Here is a 23,710-nt window from a genome sequence, read left to right on the forward strand (position 1 = left end):
ATCCGATAGCCGCTGGCGGTGTAGTTCGGGAGTTGTGATGCGCGACGAGCAGAGCGATTTCCCAGCGCCTGATAGCGAGGGTGCTGTCCACCGCCTTGTGGCCAGTATCAAGGACGGCAACGGCCGCTGGGCACAGGCCCGCCGCCAATCCCGTCATCTCGGCCATCGCGCCGGCGCGCGGGCAGTACGTCAAGTCGTCGAGGCTTCGGCCCGGGCGGGGGTCAAGGCACTGACACTTTTCGTGTTCAGCAGCGAAAACTGGCGGCGCCCATCCAGCGAGGTGGGAATGCTCATGGAGCTCTTGATCCGAACGCTGGAGAAAGAGACTCCGCAACTGCACAAAAATCATGTGCGCCTGCGTTTGATCGGTGAACGGCGTCAATTCTCGCCGCGCCTGCGGACCAACATAATGGCCGCCGAGAATCTCACGGCAGGTAATTCTGGATTGCAGCTCAATCTGGCGGCCAGTTACGGCGGGCGCTGGGACATAGCGGCGGCGGCGCGGCGACTCGCAGAAGAGGTTGCCCACGGAAAGCGGGACCCGGCCTCGATCGATGAAAGGCTATTCGGCACGTACGTCTGCCTCGCGGGGCTGCCGGCCCCGGATCTTTTTATCCGTACCGGCGGTGAGCATCGGATCAGCAATTTTCTGCTCTGGCAGCTCGCCTATACCGAGCTCTACTTCACCGAGGTCCTGTGGCCGGATTTCGGTGCCGCGGAGTTCAATACGGCTTTGCGCTGGTTCGCCCAACGCCAACGTCGCTTCGGCATGACCGCTGAGCAAGTGGAGCGCCACGGTCGTGCTTAAATGGCGCGTGCTGACGGCTTTGGTGCTCATTCCCTGCATGCTTTGGATTGTATGGCGTGCACCGCCTGCGGCGCTGCCGGTCGCATTCGCCATTATTGCCGTATTCGGCGCCTGGGAGTGGTCTCGTTTGATCAACCTCGAGAGCCATGCGGCTCGATTGGGATATACGCTTGCCATCCTCGCTATCGTGTCCGGCGGCTGGCTTTGGCTCGGTGCCGGTGGCAGCGCGATGCCGATTGTCATCGTCGGTGCGCTCTGGTGGTTGATTGCCATGGGCTGGCTCGCGTCGTTCGTGCGCAGGCCAACCACGGGTGGGCCGCCACGGCTCGCCGCTGCGCTGGTGGGTGCCCTCGTCCTGGTGGCGTTCTGGTTCGCTGTTGTCACTCTGCATGACGAGCCCGCGTTCGGTCCTTACTGGGTTACCATGTTGCTGTTGCTGGTCTGGGGCGGTGATACGGGAGGTTATTTTGCCGGTCGTCTTTGGGGGCGACACAAGCTGGCGTTTCGGATAAGCCCGGGTAAAACCTGGGAGGGTGTCCTCGGCAGCCTTTTCCTGGGCGTCCTCGGTGGTGGCGCCTACCACCTTTGGGGGCGGATGCTCGACTTTGCTCCCTCGGGCGTGAGCCCTATGGTGTTTCTCGGGCTGGCGCTGGTTACCATTGGGGTCGCGATCGTGGGTGACTTGTTCGAAAGCATGCTCAAGCGACAGCGAGGTATCAAGGACAGCGGTGCTTTGCTGCCCGGGCATGGCGGCGTCCTGGATCGCATCGACGGCCTGTTGGCCGCAGCACCCATCTTGGCATTAGGCGTGCGGGGGATCAGCTGAGCGCATGCAACGCATAACGATTCTCGGGGCGACAGGCTCCATTGGCGTGAACACGCTGGATGTCATTGCCCGTCATCCGCAGCGTTTCGAGGTTTTCGCGTTGGCCGCCAATCGCGAGGTCGATCGCCTGTATGAACAGTGCCAGCGCTTTCAGCCCCGTTACGCGGCGCTTGCCGACGAACAGGCGGCGACCACGCTGCGCGAACGGCTCGGGGGGCGGCCCGAGTGCCCAACGCAAGTGCTCGGCGGGAGCGACGCTCTGAGCGAGTTGGCCGGCGCGAGCGAGGTGGATTGCGTCGTCGCGGGCATTGTCGGCAGTGCCGGATTATTGCCCACCCTTGCCGCGGCCCGCGCCGGGAAGCGGATCCTGCTCGCAAACAAAGAGGCCTTGGTGATGGCCGGCGCGCTCTTCCTGGCCGAGGTCAGGCGTAACGACGCGACGCTGGTCCCCGTCGACAGCGAACACAATGCCGTTTATCAATGTCTTCCAGCGGAGTTCGGGCAGCGTTCGCTGAACGATCTCGGAGTGCGGCGTATTCTGCTGACCGCTTCTGGCGGGCCCTTTCGTTGCCGGCCCTTGGACGAGTTGCCGGCGGTCACCCCAGCGGAGGCTTGCAGTCATCCCACCTGGGTGATGGGCCGAAAGATATCGGTGGATTCGGCCACGCTGATGAACAAAGGTCTGGAGCTGATTGAAGCGTGTTTGCTCTTCGACATTGAACCCGATTGCCTGGAGGCGGTCATTCATCCGCAGAGCGTCGTGCATTCGCTGGTCGAGTACGTGGATGGTTCGGTGCTGGCGCAGCTGGGAAATCCCGATATGCGCACGCCTCTGGCGCATGCGCTAGCGACGCCCGGGCGCATCACATCCGGTACGCGCCCGCTGGATTTGCTCAGCGTGGGCCGGCTTGAATTCGAGGCACCGGATCTGCGCCGCTTCCCCTGTTTGGGTCTGGCCTACCAGGCGATGCAAGCCGGCGGTTCGACGCCTGCGATTCTCAATGCCGCCAATGAAGTGGCCGTTGCTGCGTTTTTAGCGGAGCGGATCGCGTTCACCGCCATAGCCGCGGTGATCGAAGCCACGCTCGAGGCAGTTTCGGCAGAGTGCCCCGAAGATCTTGAGCAACTGCTGGCCATGGACCATGCTGCCCGGCGCGCAGCGCAGCGCGCCGTTGGCGAGTGGGCTGGGAGGCGTTAATGGGAATTCTCATCGACGTGCTGGCCTTCGTGGTGGCCATCGGCGTGCTGGTTATCGTCCATGAGTTCGGCCATTTCTGGGTCGCGCGGCGGGTGGGCATCAAAGTGTTGCGTTTCTCGGTCGGGTTCGGCCGGCCGATCTGGTCGCGCATCGGTCGTGATGGGACGGAGTACGCCATCGCGGGCATTCCCCTCGGCGGCTACGTCAAAATGCTCGACGAGCGCGAGGGAGATGTCCGAGAGGATCAGAAGGCGCAGGCCTTCAATCGCAAGCCGATTTGGGCGCGAAATCTCGTGGTCGTGGCCGGCCCGCTGTTCAACTTTGTATTCGCCGTTTTCGCCTACTGGGCGATCTTCGTGATCGGCAGCACCGAGCTGCGCCCCGTGATCGGCGAGGTCATTGATGGATCGCCGGCGGCGCTGGCCGGTTTTCAGCGCGGTGATGAAGTAAAGCGCATCGGCGGGGAGTCGACACCGAGCTGGGAAAACGTGCTCATGGAGTTCTTGGACAAGGGAGTCGGCTCGGGGCAACTGGATGTGCACGTCGAGACCGAGGCCGGCATCGAGACCACGCGCCATCTCGATTTGGACAAGGTTGGCCCGCTCGGCAAAAACCCCGATGTGCTCGCCGCGCTTGGGTTTCGCCCTTGGCTGCCCCGGGTGGAGCCGAAGGTAAGTGAGGTCCTGCCGGACAGTGCGGCGGCCGAGGCGGGTATTGAGCCCGGTGTCACCATCGTACGTGCCGATGAGCAGGTAATCGATACCTGGCAGGACCTCGTGCACTATGTTCAGCCCCGCGCCGGGGAGAAAACCACTTTAACCCTCGAGCAAGCGGGTCGACAGCGCCAGGTGGTCGTTACGATCGGGAGCCGCACGGCGGAAGACGGCTCGACGGTAGGCGTCCTCGGGGTTACGCCGGTCATACCGAAACAAGACATCGAGAGTTTGCGCCACACCGTCCAGTATGGGCCGATTCAGGCCATCGGCCGTTCCTTGAATCAGACTTGGGAAGCCTCGGCGCTGACGGTGAAAATGCTCTGGCGCATGGTGCTCGGCGAGGCGTCCATGAAGAATCTGAGCGGGCCAATCAACATCGCTCAATATGCGGGTATTTCCGCGAGCCTCGGTGTGGCTCCTTTTCTGAAGTTTCTCGCCATCGTCAGCATCAGTTTGGGTGTGCTCAACCTGCTTCCGGTGCCGGTGCTCGATGGGGGGCACCTGCTTTACAACAGCATCGAGTGGGTGAAAGGCCGTCCGCTATCGGACCGGGCCCAAGGGATCGGTCAGCAGATCGGGATCGTTTTGCTGATCTTTCTCATGGCGCTTGCCTTCTACAACGATCTGGCACGCCTTATTGGACCTCGGTAGCAACCAACAACGAGAGGGGTAATGCAAAGAGCGCTACTGGCGGTGGCACTGCTCGTGCAGCTCCACATCGCCGCCGCCGGAGAGGCATTCGACGTCTCGGATATTCGCATCAAGGGATTGCAACGGATCTCCGCCGGCACCGTTTTCAACTATCTGCCGATTCAGGTGGGTGACCGCATTGATGCCGATCGAATAGCCGAGTCCATACGGGTGCTCTATCGCACGGGCTTTTTCCAGGACGTGACGCTCGAGCGAGCCGGCAACGTTTTGATCGTCGATGTGGTAGAGCGCCCCGCCATCGCGCGGATCGAGCTGCACGGCAATGACGAAATCGGTAGCGATAAACTGCTCGAGGCATTGAAAGGTGTGGGGCTCGCCGAGGGGCGGGTGTTCAACCGTTCATTGCTCGCGACGGTGGAGCGGGAGCTGCAGCGCCAATACTTTGCGCTCGGCTATTACGACGTGCGTATCGAGAGCACGGTCTCGCCGTTGCCGCGCAACCGGGTCAGCATTCGGCTCGATATACGAGAGGGTGAGACGGCTTCGGTTCAGCAGATTCACTTCGTTGGCAACAAGCGCTTCAGTGACGACGAGCTGCGTGACCAGTTCGAGCTCGGTCCACGCGCCTGGTGGGCATTTTTCTCCGACTCGGATAAGTATTCGCGCCAAAAACTGGCTGGCGATCTGGAGCAGCTGCGCTCCTTCTACCAGAATCGAGGTTTCATCAACTTTTCGATTACGTCGACCCAGGTTTCCATAACCCCGGATCGGCGGCGCATCTATATCACTGTCAACCTGTCGGAAGGCGAGCAGTATCGGGTACGCGATATCAAGCTGGCGGGCAATCTCATCGTCCCGGAGGGGGAATTGCGTCGTCTCCTTAACGTGAAGGGTGGCGAGCTCTACTCACAGCTGGCGGTGACACAGAGCAGCGACGCGATCCGCAAGCGATACGGCGAGATCGGCTACGCTTTCGCCAATGTCAATGCCGTGCCGGACGTTGAAGAAGACGCAAAGACCGTCGACCTCACATTCTTCGTCGACCCGGCTGAACGGGTCTATGTACGGCATATCAACATCACCGGCAATGCGCGCACCCGCGATGAGGTGGTGCGTCAGGAAATGCAGCAGATCGAAGGCGGCTGGCTATCCACCGAGAAAGTCAAGCAATCACGGCGGCGATTGAACCGGCTGGGCTTTTTCAAGGAAGTGAACATCGAGACCCCACGGGTGCCCGGGTCGAGCGATCAGGTCGATGTGGACGTCGATGTCGAGGAGCGCCAGACTGGCAGCCTACGTGCCGGCATCGGGTTCGGCACCGGCAGCGGTTTGCTTCTGAATCTGGGCGTGCAGCAGGATAACTTCCTCGGTAGCGGCGACCGAGTGGGGTTCACCATCAACAACAATCGGATCAACACCGTCTACCAACTCGATTATCTCGACCGCTTCTACACGATGACCGGCATCAATCGGCGCATCGGCCTGGCCTATCGCGATACCAATGCGCGGCGGGCCAATTTGGCCAACTACGGTTTTACCTCGGCCACCGCCAACTACGGCTATCAGATCCCCTTGAGCAATGAGGATTCGATCGACGTCGGTGTGGAATTCGAAAATCTGACGCTCGATCTCACCAACAATCCGACAACGCTGCAGCAATCGTTCGTCGACCGCAACGGCAAGCAGAATTGGACGGTCAACACGTCCCTCGGATGGCTACACGATTCGCGCAATCGCGCGATTTTCCCGGATGAGGGCTGGCGGCAGCATTTCACCGGCCAGTTGGCGCTACCCGGAAGTCAGCTGCAGTATTTCCGGCTCAATGCCGAGCAGCAGTATTTCAAGGGCTTGACGAAAAATCTGACCCTCATATTGAGCAGCACGGTGAGTTATGGGGACGGCTACGGCGACACCGATACGCTGCCGTTTTTCAAAAATTATTTCGCCGGTGGCATCTCCACGATTCGTGGTTTCAACATCAACGCACTCGGGCCGCGAGACGAGAACAACGATCAAACGGGAGGGAATTTGCGTTTGTTGGGCAGCGCCGGGTTGCGTTTCCCGACGCCTTTCGTCGATCCGAAATCGGCTCAGCTCACCACATTCATCGATTTTGGCCAAGTCTACGATACCCTTCGCGGCGACGTTGATCTGAGCGACCTGCGCTACTCAGCGGGCTTGGCAGTGACGTGGTTCTCGCCCCTGGGTCCGTTGACAATAAGCCTTGCGCGACCGTTAAATGCGAAATCCAATGACGACACCCAGTTCTTCCAATTCTCGGTTGGCTCGTTCTTTTGAACACGCTAGGAACGATGATCAGAGCTTTATGAATATTCGAAATATACCGGTGTTGCTCGGTGCTGTTGCCCTCATCATCGCGATGATGGGGACCGTGAGGGCGGCCGAGCTCAAGATCGGCTTCGTTAACCCGGCGCGGGTCTCCTCGCAGGCGCCGCAGGCGGAAGCGGCCCGGAAAAAGTTAGAGAAGGAATTCGCTCCGAGGGATCAAGAAATTGTGGCCATGCAGAAAGATTTGAGCGAACTCGAGGCACGGATGCAGCGTGATGGCGCCGTGATGAGCGATGAGAAAAAGATGGGCCTGCAGCGGGAAATTATCGCCCGTCGCCGGGACGTTCAGCGCACCCAAGAGGCGTTCCGCGAGGATTTCAACATGCGGCGCAATGAGGAACTCGCCAACCTCCAGCGGCGGATCGTAAGGACGGTGGGTGGGTTCGCCAAGGAGCAAGGTTTCGATCTTATCGTCACCGACGGCGTGATCTATGCGAGTTCTGAGATCGATATCACGGACCGCATCATAGAGCGCTTGCGCCGGGATTATCAGTCGGGCAGGTGAGGCCGTGACGGGCATGGAGCGGTCTCAAGAGTCTCGTGTGTGCACCATGCCATGACAGATCCGCACGGCGTGAGCCTCGCAACGCTGGCGAACCTGATCGGGGCGCGGCTCGAAGGGGACGGCTCGAAGCGAATTCGGCGTGTCGCCTCGCTTGAGGAGGCGCGGCCCGACGCGTTGTGCTTCCTGGCCGACAGCCGCCATCGTCGCTATCTGGCGCATACTCGCGCAGGGGCCGTGATCTTGCGCGCCCAGGATCTTGCGGCGGCGCCTGTGGCGGCATTGGTCTGCGAGGACCCTCACGTGGCGTTTGCCCGAGCCGCGCAGCACCTCATGGGTGCCGTGCAGCCCATGCCGGGGATACATCCGACCGCCTGGGTGCATCCGGAGGCGATATTGGAGAGTGCGGTGGCCGTGGGCCCGCAGGCAAGCGTTGCGCGTGGCGCCTATCTCGCTCGCCACGTCAGTGTGGGGGCCGGCTGTGTGATCGGTGAAGCGGTCGAAGTCGGTGAAGATAGCCGTTTGATGGCGAATGTGACGATCTATTCCAATACGATTCTGGGCCGGCGTGTCATCGTCCACTCCGGCGCCGTTCTGGGCTGCGACGGTTTTGGTTACGCGAACGACGGTGGTCGCTGGGTCAAGGTGCCGCAGGTAGGCCGCGTTATCATCGCCGACGATGTGGAGATTGGCGCTAATACGGCGGTCGATCGGGGGGCACTCGGGGACACGGTGATCGAGGAAGGCGTCAAGATCGACAATCTGGTGCAGGTCGCCCACAACGTGCGTCTGGGGGCGCATACCGCAATGGCCGGCTGTTCGGCCGTCTCCGGCAGCACGCGAGTCGGCAGGTACTGTAGCATTGGGGGTGGCGCCGGATTGGCCGGTCATTTGCGTATCTGCGACGGGGCGCGGATGACGGGCATGGCGATGGTCACCCATGACATCCGAGAGCCCGGCGACTACTCGTCCGGCACGCACATATCGCCCACCCGACGGTGGCGACGCAATGCGGTGCGTTTCAATCAGCTCGACGATATGGCCCGGCAGCTGCGGCGTCTTCAGCAGGAGCTTGCGGAGCTACAGGCCGGGGAAAACGAGCTCCCTCGATCCAAATAGCATAGCGGGTATAACAAGACCATGGATATTCACGGCATCCTCAACAATCTGCCGCACCGGTTCCCGTTTCTCATGATCGATCGGGTCCTGGAATGCGTTCCCGGAGAGATGCTCGTGGGTATCAAAAACGTATCGATTAACGAGCCCTATTTCAGCGGGCATTTCCCGCAACGGCCGGTGATGCCGGGGGTGCTCATTTTGGAAGCCATGGCACAGGCGTGTGGCTTGCTCGCGTTCAAGACTCGGGAACAGCAGCCCGACGAGGAGCAGCCGGATGCCACGAAGATTTTCTATCTGGTCGGCATCGAGAAGGCGAAATTCAAGCGCCCGGTAGAGCCCGGTGACCAACTGCGGCTGGCGGTAAGCTTTAGCCGCAGCATGCGCGGGATCTGGATGTTTGCGGCCGAATCCCACGTTCAGGACACCCTTGTTGCTCAAGCGCAAATCCGTTGCACGATGCGGGAAATCTGAGCGTGATCCATCCCCGTGCCGTCATTGATCCTGCAGCGGAGCTCGCTGATGATGTCGTGGTCGGGCCGTACGCGGTCATCGGTCCAGAGGTGCAGATTCTGACGGGGACATGGATTGGTCCGCATGTCGTTATTCAGGGGCCGACGCGCATCGGCCGCAACAACCGTATTTTTCAATTCGCCTCAATTGGCGAAATACCGCAGGACAAGAAATTTCGGGGCGAACGCACCTGGCTCGAAATCGGTGCCGGCAATACGATTCGAGAATACGTCACCATCAACCGCGGTACCGAAGCCGGCGGCGGGATCACCCGGGTCGGTGACGATAATTGGATCATGGCGTATTGCCATATCGCGCACGATTGCGCGGTAGGCAACGCGACCGTATTCGCCAACAACGCCTCGCTGGCCGGGCACGTTATTGTGCACGATCATTCGATTCTGAGCGGTTTCTCTTTGGTACATCAGTTCAGCCGCCTGGGAGCGCATTGTTTTTTGGCGTTCGGGGCTCATGTGGACCGGGACGTCCCACCTTATGTGATGGCGGCCGGCCAGCGTGCCACGCCTCGCGGGATCAACATCAAGGGCCTGCAGCGCCACGGCTTCGCCAAGGAGACGGTGCAGGCACTGAAGCGAGCGTACAAGACGTTGTATTGCTCCGGGCTGCGGCTGGACGCGGCATTGGCAACGTTGGACGAGATCGGTCTCGAAGTGCCCGATGTGGCGACCTTCAGTCACTTCATTCGTGGCAGCCAGCGCGGCATAATTCGCTGAATCGGCTTCACCGGGGGGATGGCGAGAACCCTCCTGCGAACGCTGGCGGCGCGGTGTTCGCTCCAGCGATCCCGCGCGGAGCGCCCGCGCCGCGGGCGAGACCGCTCGCGTAGGCGAGAGCACGTGCTGGAGGCACTATGCAACGCATCGCCATGGTCGCCGGTGAGCTCTCGGGCGATCTCCTCGGTGCCGGGCTGATTCAGGCGCTAAAACGCCGTCATGCGGATGCGCGCTTCGAGGGTATCGGCGGGCCGGCCATGATGGCAGCGGGTTTGCGCAGCTTCTACCCCATGGAGGCGCTCTCGGTCATGGGTCTGGCCGAGGTGCTGCGCCATCTGCCGGGACTGATTGCGTTGCGCCGTCGTCTCGTGCAACGTCTTCGCGCCCATCCGCCCGATGTATTCATCGGCATCGATTCGCCCGATTTCAATCTGGGGCTGGAGCGGCGTTTGCGTGCACTCGGTGTGCCTACGGCCCACTACGTGAGCCCCTCCGTGTGGGCGTGGCGGCAGTGGCGTATCAAGAACATCGCGCGCTCCGTTGATCTCATGCTGGCATTGCTGCCCTTTGAGTCGCATTACTACCAGGCGCGGGGGGTGCCGGTGGTGTTCGTCGGACACCCAGCGGCCGATCGCTATGCGCTCGAGCCTGATGCGAGCGTTTTTCGTAGCCGCCTCAACCTGCCGCTCGGTGTGCCTGTGCTTGCCGTGCTGCCCGGTAGCCGGCAAAGCGAGGTCTCCCGGATGGGGCCCGTCTTCGCGGCGGCAATGGCTACGCTCCTGCGTCGTCGCCCGGGTCTGCAGCTGACCGCGGCTATGGCGACACCGGCGTTGCGACGGCAGTTTGCGCGCCAGCTCGAAGCGCTCGGCGTGGTCGGCTGCCGATTAATTGAGGGCGAGGTCGAGGCGGTCATGGGGGCGGCCGACGTCGTGCTCACGGCTTCGGGCACCGCGACACTGGAGGCCATGCTGTTGCAGCGCCCTATGGTTGTTGCCTATCGCGTTGCCCCAGTGACCGCCGCTGTGGTTGCGACACTGAGATTGATCAAGACGCGCTATTTCGCGCTGCCCAACCTGCTCGCCGAAGAGGCGCTGGTGCCCGAATACATTCAGGGCCGCGCCACGCCCCACCGACTGGTGAGTGCCGTCGAGGAATTGCTCGACGACCCGGTGCGGGCAAGCTACCTTCGTCATCGCTTCCGGCAGCTGCATGGCGCGTTGCGGCGTAACGCGGATGAGCGTGCGGCGGATGCATTGGAGCAACTCGTGACCGGATGAGCGGATGCTTGAATTGCCCCCACAGGCCGTTCACATCGCCGGTATCGATGAGGCCGGTCGAGGACCGCTCGCCGGCCCGGTGTTCGCGGCGGCCGTGATACTTGCCCCGGCGCCCATTGCGGGGATCGCCGACTCGAAAAGCCTAACGGCCGCGCGGCGCAGCGAGCTGGCGGAGCTCATTTGCGAGCGCGCCATAGGCTGGGCGCTCGGTCGGGCGGAAGTCGAAGAGATCGATCAGCTCAACATCCTTCAGGCGAGTTTGCTCGCGATGCAGCGGGCGGTGGCCGCGCTTGTTCCCAATCCCGGACTCGTGCTGGTCGACGGTCGTGATAAGCCCTCGCTGCCGTGCCGCGTAAGCGCTATCGTGCGCGGAGACGTTACTGTCAAGGCGATCAGTGCCGCCTCCATCCTGGCGAAGGTGGCACGCGACGCCGAAATGGCCGCGCTGGAACAGCGCTATCCCGGCTACGGCTTGGCTCGGCACAAAGGATACGGTACACAAGAGCATTTGGCCGCGTTGCGCCGCCTCGGCCCGGCGCCCGTTCATCGTCGCTCGTTTCGGCCCGTGCGCGAACTGCTTGGCACGCCGTGACGCGCCGGGCCTGAGCCGATCGGCCTCGCGGCAGGATCGCCCGGCGTCACGCTCGCCGCGGCCGGCGAATGTTGCGCGTCTTGCGCCCCACGCACCTCGGGCGTTCGACGCCGTCAGTATGGCACCGAGCCGCGACATCAACCCGGCACCAGACGAACAAGGCAAGCCATGTCTGCTTCTTTCGCACACCTGCATCTTCACAGTGAGTTCTCGCTTCAAGATGGCCTGATTCGAGTAAAGCCTCTGATGCAGGCGGTGGCGCAGGCCGGTATGCCAGCCGTGGCGCTCACGGACCTCGGCAATTTATTCGGCGCGGTGAAGTTCTACCGAGCGGCCGTGAACGCGGGCATCAAACCCATCATCGGTGCCGATGTGCGCATCGCGGATGCCGGAGTTCCCGAGGGACATACGCGCCTCGTCCTGCTGTGCGCGAACGCTCAAGGGTATCGCGCGCTTACCCGCGTCCTCACCCGCAGTTATCTCGAGGGTCAACAGCTGGGAATCCCGGTGATCGATCGGGAGTGGCTACGCGGTCAGTCGGCCGGGCTGATCGCTCTCTCCGCAGCGCGCGAAGGCGATGTCGGACGTGCCCTGCTTGCCGGCGAGCCCGTACTTGCCGCGCGCAAACTCGACTTCTGGCAGGAGCAATTTGGCGAGCGCTACTATCTGGAGCTTCAGCGCACCGGGCGCCCGGGTGACGAGGAGCATGTGCAGGCAGCGGTGGAGCTGGCGAGCGCACGCGGTGTGCCGGTCGTGGCGAGCAATGACGTGCGTTTTCTGCGCGCGCAGGATTACGCCGCGCATGAGGTGCGGGTGTGCATCCAGGAGGGCCGCACACTGGATGACAAGCACCGTCCACGGGTTCATAGCGAGCAGCAATATCTGCGCACGCCTGAGGAAATGGCCGCTCTGTTCGCCGATCTCCCGGAGGCGTTGGAAAATTCGCTTGAGATTGCGCGCCGTTGCAACCTCCATCTCACCCTGAGCCGCAGCGCCTTACCGGCATATCCCATTCCCGAGGGGATGAGCGTCGAGGCCGTGCTGCGTCGAGAGGCCGGGCAGGGACTGGAACAGCGGCTGCGAGGGACCTTGGAGCCGGATCACCCGGACGGCGATGCGCACCGGCGACGCTACACAGAGCGTCTCGAGCGCGAGCTCGGCGTGATCATCGAAATGGGATTTCCCGGCTATTTTCTGATCGTGGCGGATTTCATCCGCTGGGCGAAGCGACATGCGATTCCGGTCGGGCCGGGACGTGGCTCCGGAGCCGGCTCGCTGGTCGCCTATGCGTTGCAAATCACCGACTTGGACCCGCTGTGCTATGACTTGCTCTTCGAGCGCTTCCTCAATCCGGAGCGGGTCTCGATGCCCGACTTCGATGTCGATTTCTGCATGGAGAATCGCGATCGCGTTATCGACTATGTCGGTGAGCGTTACGGCCGTGACAAGGTCTCGCAAATCGTTACCCACGGCACCATGGCGGCCCGCGCCGTGGTACGCGATGTGGGCCGGGTGCTCGGCCATCCGTACGGCTATGTGGACCGCATCGCCAAACTGATTCCCTTTGAGATCGGGATCACCTTGAACAAAGCGCGGGAGCAGGAGGAGGAGCTGGACCGGCTCTACCGCGACGACGAGGAGGTCCGACTTCTGCTGGATATGGCCTGCAAGCTGGAAGGCTTGGCGCGCAATGTGGGGCGGCACGCCGGCGGTGTCGTGATTGCGCCCTCCGAGCTCACCGATTTCGCGCCGCTTTACTGCGAACCGGGCGGGCAGGGGTTGGCGACCCAGTATGACAAGGATGATATCGAAGCGGTTGGCCTGGTGAAATTCGATTTTCTGGGCTTGCGCACGCTGACGATCATCGATTGGACGGTCAAGGCAGTCAATACGCTGCCTCGCGCGAGCGATGAGCCGGAGGTCGATATCAATACCATTGCCTTGGATGACGGCAAGACCTTCGAGTTGCTCAGGCGCTGCGCTACCACGGCGGTATTTCAGCTTGAGTCGCGAGGCATGAAAGACCTGATGCGGCGTCTGCAGCCGGATAGCTTCGAGGACATCATCGCGTTGGTGGCGCTGTTTCGTCCCGGGCCCTTGCAGTCGGGCATGGTGGATGACTTCATTGCACGCAAACACGGTCGGGCGCCCGTGGCTTATCCCACCCGAGAACTCCACCACGAGGCACTGAAACCGGTTCTCAAGCCAACCTACGGCATCATCCTTTACCAGGAACAGGTGATGCAGATCGCCCAGAGCCTGGCGGGGTACAGTCTCGGAAGCGCTGATCTTTTGCGTCGCGCCATGGGCAAGAAAAAGGCGCAGGAGATGGCAGAGCAGCGCCATATATTCCTCAAAGGCGCGACTGAGCAGGGCGTACCCCGGCGCCAAGCCGAAGGGCTCTTCGATCTGATGGAGAAATTCGCCGGGTACGGCTTCAACAAGTCCCACTCGGCTGCCTATGCGTTGCTCGCTTACCAAACGGCCTGGCTCAAAGCCCACTATCCGGCGCCTTTCATGGCGGCCGTGCTGTCCGCGGACCTCGACAACACCGACAAGGTGGTCGCTCTGATCGAGGAGTGCCGCAGCATGCAACTCGTCGTCGAGCCACCGGATGTCAACCGCTCCGAATACAAGTTCCGGGCCCGGGAAGGCCGCCATATCGTTTACGGCTTGGGAGCGGTGAAGGGCATTGGGCTGTCCGCCATCGAGGCCTTGCTCGAGCAGCGCGAGGCGAATGGTCCTTACGCCGATCTCTTCGATCTGTGTCGCCGGGTCGATCTGCGGCGGGTCAACAAACGCGTCATAGAGGCCTTGATACGCTCGGGCAGCCTCGACGGTCTGGCCGCCAATCGCGCCAGTGCATGGCATTATTTGCCGCAAGCGTTGCAATCCGCCGAGCAACAATGCCGGAATCGGGATGCCGGTCAGGTGGACCTGTTCGGCCTCGGGGCGACGCCGCTCGAGGACGCGTCATCGGCGGCGCCGAGTTCAAGCGTGGCGGAGTGGGAGGAGCAGGAGCGGCTGGCGGCCGAGAAGGCAACGCTCGGCCTCTACCTTACGGGCCATCCAATTGATCGCTATGAAGCCGAACTGGACAGTATCGTCAGTGCGCGATTGAAGCAACTCAACGCGGGTAGCCTCGGCGAGCCGCAACGGGGTGTGGCACCCACGCGCGAGGCAGAGCGCAAGGCGGTCGTCGTGGCCGGCCTGGTGGTGGCGCTACGCGCGCGCTACACGCAAAACGGCGGGCGCATGGGGTTCATCACTCTGGACGATCGCACCGGGCGCATCGATGTGATCCTTTTCCCCGAAGCTTACAAGCGTTTTCACCACCGCTTAATCAAGGATCAGTTGCTCGTGGTGGAAGGAGCGCTCGGCTACGACGAGTTCACGGACGGTTATCGAGTGGCCGCCGAGCGTGTGCTCGATATGGGCGAGGCACGCGAGGTGTATGCCCGACGCCTGGTCGTCGGTGTTACGGCGGCACAGGCGGGAAACGGTTTCATACCGGCGTTGCGTGAGGTATTGGAGCCGTTTCGTCAGGGCCGTTGTCCCGTATGGCTCGAATACCAGGGCCAGGGGGCCGGGGTGACCTTGCGTTTGGGCGAGGCCTGGAGTGTTCGGCCAAGCGACGATCTGCTAAAGCGCCTTGCTCAGGTCACCGATCCGACGAGCGTGCGAATCGATTACTGAGGTGTTCTACAGTGCCTGTGTCTTCCCCCGTGCGTGACGGCGGGAAGTGTCAATAACCGCGGTATTTCGTTAAAGTAGCGGCTTCGCGCTGCTCGGCTCGGACTCGGTGATCCATCCCTGGTTTCATACTGCACCACGCGGCCTGCGGAGCGGCGTGTCGGCCATGTTACGATTACGGATTTTTGCGTATAGCCAGAGTGCTGACTTGGGTAGGGATGATGAATTTAAATTGCCTCGACTTCGAACGTCCCATCGCCGAGCTGGAGGCGAAGATCGAGGAGCTGCGTTATGTCGGCAATGACGCTGAAGTCAACATCAATGATGAGATCGGCCGCCTGCAGCAGAAGAGCCGGCAGCTGACCGAGCAGATTTTCTCCTCGCTTTCGGCTTGGCAAATTGCTCAGCTTGCCCGCCATCCCCAGCGGCCTTACACCCTGGATTATTTGCCGCGAATTTTCACCGAGTTCGAGGAGTTGCATGGAGACCGGCGGTTCGGCGACGATCCCGCGATCGTAGGCGGCATGGCACGCCTTGAAGGACGCCCGGTGATGGTGATCGGCCACCAAAAGGGACGTGACACGAAAGAGAAAATCCTGCGCAATTTCGGTATGCCCCGTCCGGAGGGATATCGTAAGGCATTGCGGCTGATGGGGCTGGCCGCGCGTTTGCGCCTGCCGGTCCTGACCTTCATCGATACGCCCGGCGCCTATCCGGGGGTCGGCGCCGAGGAACGCGGCCAGAGCGAGGCCATTGCCTATAACCTCAAGGCGATGGCGGAGCTACCTACGCCGATTATCAGCACGGTGATCGGCGAGGGCGGCTCGGGTGGTGCCCTCGCCATCGGGGTGGGGGATCGTTTGCTGATGCTGAGCTACAGCACCTATTCCGTCATCTCGCCCGAGGGCTGCGCCGCCATACTCTGGAAGAGCCCGGAGAAGGCGCCAGAGGCCGCCGAGGCCATGGGTATCACGGCCGAGCAGCTGCTCAAGCTGGGGCTGGTCGACGAGGTTCTTACCGAGCCGCTCGGTGGCGCCCATCGGGACTATACCAAGATGAGCGAGATTCTGCGGGCCGCTTTGTTGGAAGCCCTCGCCCGGCTGAACGAGCTCGATACCGCGGATTTGGTGCAGCAGCGCTATGAGCGGCTCATGCGGTTTGGGAGCTACCGTGAGTAGCGATTGAGCCGATATGGTTGCGTTCAGTGTGGAATCGTTCGCGCGCGCGGTAGAGCCTTGGCGCGATGTCCCGAGCCTCTGGATCGCCTACAGCGGTGGGCACGACTCCACCGTATTGTTGCACGCCGCGGTCGCTGCAGGCTTGCCGGTTCGCGCATTGCACGTCGACCACGGCCTGCACACCCAATCGGGCGAGTGGGCGGCCCACTGCAGGGCTCAATGCCAGGCCCTCGGAGTGGCGCTGCGAATCGAGCGCGTCACCGTGCAGGCGGCTGGCGAGGGTTTGGAGGCGGCCGCTCGCAAGGCCCGCTACCGGGCCTATGCGGCGGTCTTGACCGCTAACGAGTGCCTCGCCACGGCGCATCATGCCGACGACCAGGCCGAGACGGTGCTGCTGCGAGTGCTGCGGGGGACAGGGGTTGACGGCCTTGCGGGAATGCCCGTTGAACGTGCGCTCGGCGCGGGTCGACTCATCCGCCCCTTGCTGGCATTCCGCCGCGCGGATTTGGCCGCCTATGCGGCTTGCCACGCGCTGAGCTGGGTCGACGACCCCGCTAACGAGTGCGAGCAGCATGACCGCAGTTTCTTGCGCCAGCGCGTGGTGCCGTTGCTGGAGAAGCGCTGGCCGGGAGTGACGGGACGCCTGGCGCGGCTGGCGGGCCATGCCGCTACCACCTCAGAGTTGGCGCAGCGCTGGGCGGTACGGCAGCTAAAGGGCGAGGAGGAGAGACCGACCCTGGCCGTGTCCGTCGTCGTCGAATTGGATGAACCCGCGCGGTTGCAGCTGCTGCGAACCTGGATGCGGCGGCGCCATTGCCGCCCGCCGCCGGAGCGCCGATTACGCCAGGGCCTTGCCGACTTGCTATGCGCGGCGCCCGATCGGCAACCCGCGCTCGAGTGGGCCGATGGCACGATACGCCGCTACCAGGGTCGGCTCTACCTTTTGCCGCCGTGTCTGGGGCAACCGCTAGGGGGCGCTTTGCATTGGGACATGAAGCGACCGCTGATCGTGCCGGATGTGGGCCGGCTGGAGGCCACGGCCAGTATCGGCCGAGGGCTGCGGGCGCAGAGTCTGCAACGGGCGCCCATCGCGGTGCGTTTTCGTCAAGGCGGCGAGTGCATGCGCGTGCGCGGGCATGCCCGGGATCGCACGCTCAAGCGTCTGCTCCAGGAGCGGGCCGTGCCGCCATGGGTGCGAGGGCGCTTGCCGCTGCTGTACATCGGTCGCGAACTCGCGGCCGTAGCGGATCTGGCCATTGCCGAGGCGTTCGCCGCGGGTCCCGCAGAGCCAGGTTGGGAGCTGCACTGGTACCCCGCGCTCGCGCCATACCGGGAGGATTCTGCGTTGTGAAGCCAGGGGCGTTCTGCTACCTTAAAAGGCCATTCTGGGGCCCCGCACTACCACTCCCGATCCGAATGGTCGCGAAAGCAGCCTTATGACGCGGTTCATCTTCATTACGGGCGGTGTCGTCTCCTCACTGGGGAAAGGCATCGCCGCGGCGTCTCTAGGCAGCATCCTTCAGGCCCGCGGTCTCAACGTCACGCTGGTCAAGCTCGACCCTTATATCAACGTTGATCCGGGAACGATGAGCCCGTTTCAGCACGGCGAGGTATTTGTCACCGACGACGGCGCCGAAACGGACCTCGACCTGGGGCACTATGAGCGTTTCGTGCGCACGCGCATGACATGCGCCAACAATTACACCACTGGGCGTATCTACGAGAGCGTCATACGCAAGGAGCGGCGCGGCGACTATCTCGGCAGCACGGTGCAGGTGATCCCCCATATCACCGACGAGATCAAGCGTTGTGTTGAGCAGGGTGCTGGTGATGCCGATCTGGCCTTGGTGGAAATCGGCGGTACGGTTGGCGACATCGAGTCGCTGCCTTTTCTCGAAGCCATTCGTCAAATGGGCTCGGAACTGGGCCGCGAGCGCTGTCTATACGTGCACCTGACGTTGGTGCCGTTCATCGGCGCCGCCGGAGAGATGAAGACCAAGCCCACGCAGCATTCGGTCAAGGAACTGCGCTCGATCGGCATTCAGCCGGATATCCTGCTGTGCCGGGCTTCCTGTGCCATTCCGGAAGAGGAGCGGCGCAAGATCGCCTTGTTCACCAATGTCGAGCCGCGGGCGGTGATTACCGCGGTCGACGTGGACAACATCTACAAGGTCCCGGGGCTGCTGCACGACCAGGGGCTGGATCAAATCGTCGCTGAGAAACTCGGTCTGGTGCTGCCGCCGGCGGACTTGGCTGATTGGCAACGCGTCGTACGCGCCATGCAGCATCCCGAGGGCCAAGTCACAGTCGCCATGGTGGGCAAGTACGTCAACCTCACCGATGCGTATATGTCGCTCAATGAGGCGCTGCGCCATGCCGGTGTGCAGAGTCGATTGAAAATCAACATCCGTTATGTCGACTCTGAAGAGATCGAGCGCAAGGGGCCAGAGATTCTCGAGAGCGCGGATGCGATCCTGGTGCCGGGTGGTTTCGGCGAACGGGGCGTGGAAGGTAAGATCAGCGCGGCCGGCTATGCGCGCCGACAGGGTATCCCCTATCTGGGAATTTGTCTGGGCATGCAGGTGGCGGTGATCGAATTCGCCCGCTCCGTCGGCGGCTTTGCACAGGCCCACAGCACGGAGTTTTTGGCGAATCCGCGAGATCCGGTCATCGGTCTCATCTCCGAGTGGATGAACCCGGAGGGCCTGGCGGAATATCGCGACGCGCACTGCGATCTGGGCGGAAGTATGCGTCTGGGCAGCCAATTGTGTCGCCTGGTGCCGAATACCCGTATCCACCGTATCTACGGCAAGGACACCATTTTTGAGCGCCACCGCCACCGCTACGAATTCAACAATCGGTATGCCGAAGCTTTGAGCGAGGCGGGTTTGCGAATCTCGGGCTGGTCTCGGGATAACATGCTGGTCGAGGTGATCGAGCTACCGGATCATCCCTGGTTTCTCGCCTGCCAGTTTCATCCTGAATTCACTTCGGCTCCGCGTGACGGACATCCGTTGTTTACCCATTTCATACGCGCGGCCGCCGAGTGCCAGAGACGCACCGGCGCTGACCCCTTGGTAGCGGCGCCTGTCACGGAAAGGAGCTAGCCATGGCCGCGTTCGAGATTTGCGGCTTTCCCGTGGGACTCGACGAGCCTCTGTTCTTGATCGCAGGGCCCTGTGTGGTGGAATCGCAGCAGCTTGCACTGGACAGTGCCGGTGAGCTCAAAGAGATCTGCGCTGCGCTGTCGATTCCCTTTGTCTATAAAAGCTCGTTTGATAAAGCCAATCGCTCTTCACACCGAAGCTTCCGTGGCCTCGGTATGGAGGAGGGCTTGCGCATTCTCGAGCAGGTGCGCCGCGACATCGGCGTCCCGGTGCTCACTGATGTCCATGAGGACACGCCTCTGGGGGAGGTGGCGGCGGTTGTCGATCTGCTGCAGACGCCGGCCTTTCTCTGCCGTCAGACGAATTTTATCCAGAACGTTGCCCGGCAGGGGCTGCCGGTGAATATCAAAAAAGGGCAGTTTCTCGCGCCCTGGGACATGACCCACGTGGCAGAGAAAGCCCGTGCCGTGGGCAATGAGCGCGTCCTCGTCTGCGAGCGAGGCGTCTCCTTCGGCTACAACAACTTGGTATGCGATATGCGCTCATTGGCGGCGATGCGCCACAGCGGCAGCCCCGTCGTATTCGATGCGACTCACTCGGTGCAGTTGCCCGGTGGACAAGGAAGTGTTTCGGGCGGCCAGCGCGAGTTCATACCGGTGCTTGCGCGCGCCGCGGTGGCGGCTGGGGTCTGCGGCGTATTCATGGAGACGCACCCCAGACCGGAGCGCGCTTTGAGCGATGGCCCGAACTCCTGGCCGCTCGGGCAGATGCGTCGCCTCCTCGAGGTACTCAAGGAGATCGACTACGGAGTCAAGCATCGCGGGCTGATCGAGTTGGAGCCTGCAACAACGCAGGCCGTCGACTGAAGAACCGATAAATTAGGCGTACGAAGCGGTCAAATGCCGCCTGGCTGAGGAAATAGCAACCGATGTCGACCATCAAGGCCATAAGGGCTCGGGAAATATTGGACTCGCGTGGCAACCCCACGGTGGAAGCGGAAGTCATGCTCGATAATGGGGTGCGCGGCCGCGCCGCGGTTCCTTCCGGCGCTTCCACCGGAACACGGGAGGCCTGCGAGCTGCGTGATGGCGAGCCGAACCGTTATCTGGGCAAAGGCGTGCGCCGGGCCGTGAGCAATGTCGATACGGAGATCAATGCCGCCTTGGTCGGGATGGCCGCCGGGGAGCAGCGCGCCATCGACGAGCGGATGATCGAGCTTGACGGCACGGAGAACAAAAGCCGCCTGGGCGCCAATGCCATCCTTGCCGTTTCCCTGGCTGCTGCACGCGCGACCGCCACCGATCGAGGCATATCACTGTTTCGCCATCTGCGGAGCGAGCCGCCCTATACGTTGCCGGTTCCGTTGATGAATATCCTTAATGGCGGAGCGCATGCCGACAACCGGATTGATATACAGGAATTCATGATCATGCCGATAGGCTTCGCCACGTTCCGCGAAGCGCTGCGTTGCGGCAGTGAAGTATTCCATGCCTTGAAAGCGGTGCTCGCCCACCGTGGGCTGAGCACCGCTGTCGGCGACGAGGGAGGTTTCGCGCCCGATCTGCCTTCCAACGAGTCGGCTTTGGAACTCATTTGGGAAGGCGTGGAGAAGGCAGGTTACCGCATGGGTGATCAGGTTCTCCTCGCGATGGATCCGGCGAGTTCGGAGTTCTATCGCGACGAAGCCTATCATTTGGAGGCCGAGGGCCGAGTCTTCAGTTCCAGTGAGTTCGTCGAGGTTCTCGCCGGCTGGGTCGATCGCTACGCCATCACCTCCATCGAGGACGGGATGGCGGAAAATGACTGGGACGGCTGGAAAGTGCTCACTGACGCGCTTGGAGAGCGTGTCCAGCTGGTCGGCGACGACGTGTTCGTCACCAATACCCGCCTCATACAGCAGGGCATCGACCGGGGTATCGCCAACTCCATTCTCATCAAGCCCAATCAGATCGGCACGTTGACGGAGACCCTCGATGCAATCGCCTTGGCGGAACGGTCCGGCTACTCCACGGTGATCTCGCATCGTTCTGCGGAAACGGAAGACACGACGATCGCCGACTTGGCGGTCGCCTCTGCCGCGACCCAGATCAAAACGGGTGCGCCGTGCCGCTCTGAACGGGTAGCGAAGTACAACCAGCTGCTGCGTATCGAGGAAGAATTGCAGGATGACGCGCGCTACGCCGGTCCCGCGGCGTTAGCCAAGCTCGGCTCCCACAACTGAGCCCAGGAGGTCGGCGCTGGTCATGCGCTGGATCGTTGGTTTTTTGCTGATGCCGCTGTTGGCGTTGCAAGTGCGACTGTGGTGTGGCGACGGTAGCATCGTCGAGGTGTTGCGCCTGCACGAAGCGGTGGCCGCGCAGCGCGACGAGAATGCCGCGCTGCAGCGGCGAAATCAAGCACTGGCGGCGGATGTGCGGGATCTCAAGCAGGGACTGCAGGGATTGGAAGAACGGGCGCGGCGTGAACTCGGCATGATTCGTCGCGACGAGGTCTTCTATCAGGTGGTTGTACACGAAGATGGCTGAGCGAGGTGCCCGCTGCTGGGCGGTCGTGCCCGCCGCCGGCGCCGGGCGGCGCTTTCGGAGCACTCTGGCCAAGCAGTATGTAACGGTGCACGGACGCTGTGTGCTTAGCTGGACGCTCGAGGCATTGCTTGCAGTAAGCGCCATCGAGCAAATTGTCGTCGCCCTGGCAAACGCTGATAAAGAAACTTGGTCCGGTCTTGGCTTTATCGAGCATCCGCGCATTGCGTCCTGTATCGGTGGCGGAACCCGGGCGCAATCGGTGTTGAACGGCCTGCATGAGCTCACCGCGCGAGGTGCGCGACCAAACGAACCGGTGCTGGTTCATGATGCGGCGCGACCGTGTGTAACGCCTGGCGAGATCGAGCGCTTGATCGGCGAGGTGGGGCGTCACCCCGATGGGGGCCTTCTGGCGATGCCCGTTCGGGACACGTTAAAGCGCGCGGACGGTGAGGGGCGGGTAGCCGCCACCGTAAACCGTGACGGCTTGTGGCAAGCATTGACGCCGCAGCTTTTTCCCTTAGGCCGGCTGCGTGCCGCCCTCGAGCAGGCGGCGGCGGAGGATGTCGAGGTTACCGACGAGGCGCAGGCGCTGGAGCGGCTCGGTGCGCGCCCGCTGCTGGTCGAAGGCGCGTTGCATAATATCAAGCTCACGCATCCTTCCGACCAGGGGCTGATCGAACGTATTCTCTTCGGTGCACAGACCGCGGAGCCGTCATGACGATGCGTATCGGGCAAGGCTTCGATGCGCATCGCTTCTGCGAGGGCGGGCGTTTGATGTTGGGTGGCGTGGCCGTTCCGTTTCACCGCGGCGTGGACGCGCACTCCGATGGTGACTGTTTGCTGCATGCGATTGCCGACGCCTTGCTCGGTGCCATTGGCGCGGGCGACATCGGTCGGCATTTTCCCGATACGGATGAGCGCTACGCCGGGATCGACAGCCGCCGGCTGTTGCGGCAGACGTGCACGCTGCTGCGTGCCCAGCGCTGGGAGGCGCTCAATGTCGATGCGACGATTGTTGCGCAACGGCCGCGCCTTGCCCCCTTTCTGCCGCAAATGGTGGCCAATGTGGCCGAGGATTTGGACATCGAAAGCGGGCGGGTAAACATCAAAGCGACAACGACGGAATTCATGGGCTTTACCGGGCGCGAGGAAGGACTGGCAGCACTCGCGGTCGTTCTAGTGACTCGCTTCGCTTCCTGAGGCGAGCGGGCCGGCTTGCTTTCGGGGCCGAGAAGCCAGCCTTTGCCCATTTTCCGGCTGAAAGGCCGTCAGTCGAGCGACGCTCGGTTATGTTGCAGCAGTACATAGAGCGCGCCCGTGCCTCCGTCCACCGGGCGGGCGGAACAGAAAGCGAGCACTTCCGCCCGCTGCCGCAGCCACCGGTCGATCTTTCCTTTGAGGATGGGGCCACGGTTACTGGAACGACGCCCTTTGCCATGAACGATGCGCACGCAGCGATGGTCACGACGGCGGCAGTGGGTAAGAAAACGCGTCAAGGCCTGATGGGCGGTGGTTGCCGTCATCCCATGCAAGTCCAATTCGGCCGCGACGCGGTAGTGACCGCGCCTGAGGCGGCGTAAGACCCGTCGTTGCAGACCGCTGCGCAGGTAGGCGAGTTCCTCGCCGGTTTCGTTGTATGGAATCGATACCCCGTCAGCCGGCAGCAACAGCGCCTGCACGACGGCACGCTCATCGGCCAGCCGTTGCAGAGGAACGGGAGCCGGGCGGGGGGTGTCAATATTCGCAAATTCATCCGCATTGAGCGGCCGCACCCGGCGCATGGCTGCCCGGAAAAGTTCAAGATCGGCGTCATGATCCTGGTCGCACATGATGCGTAACGCCCTTTTGAGGGTCCGACCCTGCAATGTTGTTATCCTAACAGCTCGAGTGCTTGAATGGGCAAGCGCCGGGCGGGGCGAGCGGGA

At 62.4% G+C, this 23,710-nt stretch carries 21 protein-coding genes; 20 read left to right on the plus strand and 1 reads right to left on the minus strand.

Annotated elements, in window-relative coordinates:
* Positions 1-37: 37 nt before the first annotated feature.
* The 20 genes from uppS (at position 38) to ispF (ending at position 22,985) form a co-directional block, all read left to right on the plus strand.
* Positions 38-808 carry a polyprenyl diphosphate synthase gene (gene uppS, locus AC52Q4_RS00895; RefSeq protein WP_495534942.1) on the plus strand — a complete coding sequence of 257 codons (771 nt, stop codon included), beginning with the start codon at positions 38-40 and terminating at the stop codon, positions 806-808.
* Positions 801-1,634 (plus strand): phosphatidate cytidylyltransferase, encoded by an 834-nt coding sequence (locus tag AC52Q4_RS00900; RefSeq protein ID WP_495534913.1) that lies wholly within the window; start codon positions 801-803, stop codon positions 1,632-1,634. The genes uppS and AC52Q4_RS00900 overlap by 8 nt, the downstream gene beginning before the upstream one ends.
* Before the next feature lie 4 nt (positions 1,635-1,638).
* A complete protein-coding gene (gene ispC / locus AC52Q4_RS00905; RefSeq protein ID WP_495534914.1) occupies positions 1,639-2,832 on the plus strand; it encodes a 1-deoxy-D-xylulose-5-phosphate reductoisomerase in 1,194 nt (397 codons plus the stop codon).
* Positions 2,832-4,199 carry an RIP metalloprotease RseP gene (rseP, locus tag AC52Q4_RS00910; RefSeq protein WP_495534915.1) on the plus strand — a complete coding sequence of 456 codons (1,368 nt, stop codon included), beginning with the start codon at positions 2,832-2,834 and terminating at the stop codon, positions 4,197-4,199. Before ispC ends, rseP begins: the two co-directional genes overlap by 1 nt.
* Positions 4,200-4,220: 21 nt before the next feature.
* Entirely contained in the window at positions 4,221-6,497 is a 2,277-nt protein-coding gene (bamA, locus tag AC52Q4_RS00915; protein ID WP_495534916.1) for an outer membrane protein assembly factor BamA, read from the plus strand.
* Positions 6,498-6,525: 28 nt separating this feature from the next.
* Complete coding sequence (locus tag AC52Q4_RS00920; protein WP_495534917.1) at positions 6,526-7,053, plus strand: OmpH/Skp family outer membrane protein; 528 nt, start codon at positions 6,526-6,528, stop codon at positions 7,051-7,053.
* A 51-nt stretch (positions 7,054-7,104) separates the two neighbouring features.
* A complete protein-coding gene (lpxD, locus tag AC52Q4_RS00925; RefSeq protein WP_495534918.1) occupies positions 7,105-8,169 on the plus strand; it encodes a UDP-3-O-(3-hydroxymyristoyl)glucosamine N-acyltransferase in 1,065 nt (354 codons plus the stop codon).
* A gap of 21 nt (positions 8,170-8,190) precedes the next feature.
* Positions 8,191-8,640 (plus strand): 3-hydroxyacyl-ACP dehydratase FabZ, encoded by a 450-nt coding sequence (gene fabZ, locus AC52Q4_RS00930; protein WP_495534919.1) that lies wholly within the window; start codon positions 8,191-8,193, stop codon positions 8,638-8,640.
* A complete protein-coding gene (gene lpxA, locus AC52Q4_RS00935) occupies positions 8,619-9,413 on the plus strand; it encodes an acyl-ACP--UDP-N-acetylglucosamine O-acyltransferase (protein ID WP_495534920.1) in 795 nt (264 codons plus the stop codon). Before fabZ ends, lpxA begins: the two co-directional genes overlap by 22 nt.
* Positions 9,414-9,550: 137 nt before the next feature.
* Positions 9,551-10,690, plus strand: coding sequence for a lipid-A-disaccharide synthase (lpxB, locus tag AC52Q4_RS00940; protein WP_495534921.1), 1,140 nt, complete (start codon positions 9,551-9,553; stop codon positions 10,688-10,690).
* 4 nt (positions 10,691-10,694) lie between these two features.
* Positions 10,695-11,282, plus strand: coding sequence for a ribonuclease HII (rnhB, locus tag AC52Q4_RS00945; protein ID WP_495534922.1), 588 nt, complete (start codon positions 10,695-10,697; stop codon positions 11,280-11,282).
* A gap of 168 nt (positions 11,283-11,450) precedes the next feature.
* Positions 11,451-14,978, plus strand: coding sequence for a DNA polymerase III subunit alpha (gene dnaE, locus AC52Q4_RS00950; RefSeq protein ID WP_495534923.1), 3,528 nt, complete (start codon positions 11,451-11,453; stop codon positions 14,976-14,978).
* 218 nt (positions 14,979-15,196) lie between these two features.
* Positions 15,197-16,153, plus strand: coding sequence for an acetyl-CoA carboxylase carboxyltransferase subunit alpha (locus tag AC52Q4_RS00955; RefSeq protein ID WP_495534943.1), 957 nt, complete (start codon positions 15,197-15,199; stop codon positions 16,151-16,153).
* Between the two features lie 13 nt (positions 16,154-16,166).
* Entirely contained in the window at positions 16,167-17,504 is a 1,338-nt protein-coding gene (gene tilS, locus AC52Q4_RS00960) for a tRNA lysidine(34) synthetase TilS (protein WP_495534924.1), read from the plus strand.
* 85 nt (positions 17,505-17,589) lie between these two features.
* A complete protein-coding gene (pyrG, locus tag AC52Q4_RS00965) occupies positions 17,590-19,260 on the plus strand; it encodes a CTP synthase (protein WP_495534925.1) in 1,671 nt (556 codons plus the stop codon).
* Positions 19,261-19,262: 2 nt separating this feature from the next.
* On the plus strand, positions 19,263-20,126 hold the full coding sequence (gene kdsA / locus AC52Q4_RS00970) for a 3-deoxy-8-phosphooctulonate synthase (RefSeq protein WP_495534926.1): 864 nt from the start codon (positions 19,263-19,265) through the stop codon (positions 20,124-20,126).
* A gap of 62 nt (positions 20,127-20,188) precedes the next feature.
* Positions 20,189-21,481, plus strand: a complete 1,293-nt coding sequence (gene eno / locus AC52Q4_RS00975) for a phosphopyruvate hydratase (RefSeq protein WP_495534927.1) — start codon at positions 20,189-20,191, stop codon at positions 21,479-21,481.
* A 22-nt stretch (positions 21,482-21,503) separates the two neighbouring features.
* Positions 21,504-21,785 (plus strand): cell division protein FtsB, encoded by a 282-nt coding sequence (gene ftsB / locus AC52Q4_RS00980; RefSeq protein WP_495534928.1) that lies wholly within the window; start codon positions 21,504-21,506, stop codon positions 21,783-21,785.
* Positions 21,778-22,503: a 2-C-methyl-D-erythritol 4-phosphate cytidylyltransferase gene (ispD, locus tag AC52Q4_RS00985; RefSeq protein ID WP_495534929.1), complete on the plus strand. Its 726-nt coding sequence runs from the start codon at positions 21,778-21,780 to the stop codon at positions 22,501-22,503. The genes ftsB and ispD overlap by 8 nt, the downstream gene beginning before the upstream one ends.
* A gap of 2 nt (positions 22,504-22,505) precedes the next feature.
* Positions 22,506-22,985: a 2-C-methyl-D-erythritol 2,4-cyclodiphosphate synthase gene (gene ispF / locus AC52Q4_RS00990; RefSeq protein WP_495534944.1), complete on the plus strand. Its 480-nt coding sequence runs from the start codon at positions 22,506-22,508 to the stop codon at positions 22,983-22,985.
* Between the two features lie 68 nt (positions 22,986-23,053).
* On the opposite strand, the gene AC52Q4_RS00995 is transcribed toward ispF, so the two are convergent.
* Complete coding sequence (locus AC52Q4_RS00995) at positions 23,054-23,614, minus strand: Smr/MutS family protein (protein WP_495534930.1); 561 nt, start codon at positions 23,612-23,614, stop codon at positions 23,054-23,056.
* Positions 23,615-23,710: the final 96 nt, after the last annotated feature.

This window comes from Nitrococcus sp., from assembly GCF_059432795.1.

Coding starts and splice junctions, on each gene's coding strand:
- uppS (WP_495534942.1), top strand. CDS start 38: ATGCGCGACGAGCAGAGCGATTTCCCAGCGCCTGATAGCGAGGGTGCT.
- ispC (WP_495534914.1), top strand. CDS start 1,639: ATGCAACGCATAACGATTCTCGGGGCGACAGGCTCCATTGGCGTGAAC.
- rseP (WP_495534915.1), top strand. CDS start 2,832: ATGGGAATTCTCATCGACGTGCTGGCCTTCGTGGTGGCCATCGGCGTG.
- bamA (WP_495534916.1), top strand. CDS start 4,221: ATGCAAAGAGCGCTACTGGCGGTGGCACTGCTCGTGCAGCTCCACATC.
- AC52Q4_RS00920 (WP_495534917.1), top strand. CDS start 6,526: ATGAATATTCGAAATATACCGGTGTTGCTCGGTGCTGTTGCCCTCATC.
- lpxD (WP_495534918.1), top strand. CDS start 7,105: ATGACAGATCCGCACGGCGTGAGCCTCGCAACGCTGGCGAACCTGATC.
- fabZ (WP_495534919.1), top strand. CDS start 8,191: ATGGATATTCACGGCATCCTCAACAATCTGCCGCACCGGTTCCCGTTT.
- lpxB (WP_495534921.1), top strand. CDS start 9,551: ATGCAACGCATCGCCATGGTCGCCGGTGAGCTCTCGGGCGATCTCCTC.
- rnhB (WP_495534922.1), top strand. CDS start 10,695: ATGCTTGAATTGCCCCCACAGGCCGTTCACATCGCCGGTATCGATGAG.
- dnaE (WP_495534923.1), top strand. CDS start 11,451: ATGTCTGCTTCTTTCGCACACCTGCATCTTCACAGTGAGTTCTCGCTT.
- AC52Q4_RS00955 (WP_495534943.1), top strand. CDS start 15,197: ATGAATTTAAATTGCCTCGACTTCGAACGTCCCATCGCCGAGCTGGAG.
- tilS (WP_495534924.1), top strand. CDS start 16,167: ATGGTTGCGTTCAGTGTGGAATCGTTCGCGCGCGCGGTAGAGCCTTGG.
- pyrG (WP_495534925.1), top strand. CDS start 17,590: ATGACGCGGTTCATCTTCATTACGGGCGGTGTCGTCTCCTCACTGGGG.
- kdsA (WP_495534926.1), top strand. CDS start 19,263: ATGGCCGCGTTCGAGATTTGCGGCTTTCCCGTGGGACTCGACGAGCCT.
- eno (WP_495534927.1), top strand. CDS start 20,189: ATGTCGACCATCAAGGCCATAAGGGCTCGGGAAATATTGGACTCGCGT.
- ftsB (WP_495534928.1), top strand. CDS start 21,504: ATGCGCTGGATCGTTGGTTTTTTGCTGATGCCGCTGTTGGCGTTGCAA.
- ispD (WP_495534929.1), top strand. CDS start 21,778: ATGGCTGAGCGAGGTGCCCGCTGCTGGGCGGTCGTGCCCGCCGCCGGC.
- ispF (WP_495534944.1), top strand. CDS start 22,506: ATGCGTATCGGGCAAGGCTTCGATGCGCATCGCTTCTGCGAGGGCGGG.
- AC52Q4_RS00995 (WP_495534930.1), bottom strand. CDS start 23,614: ATGTGCGACCAGGATCATGACGCCGATCTTGAACTTTTCCGGGCAGCC.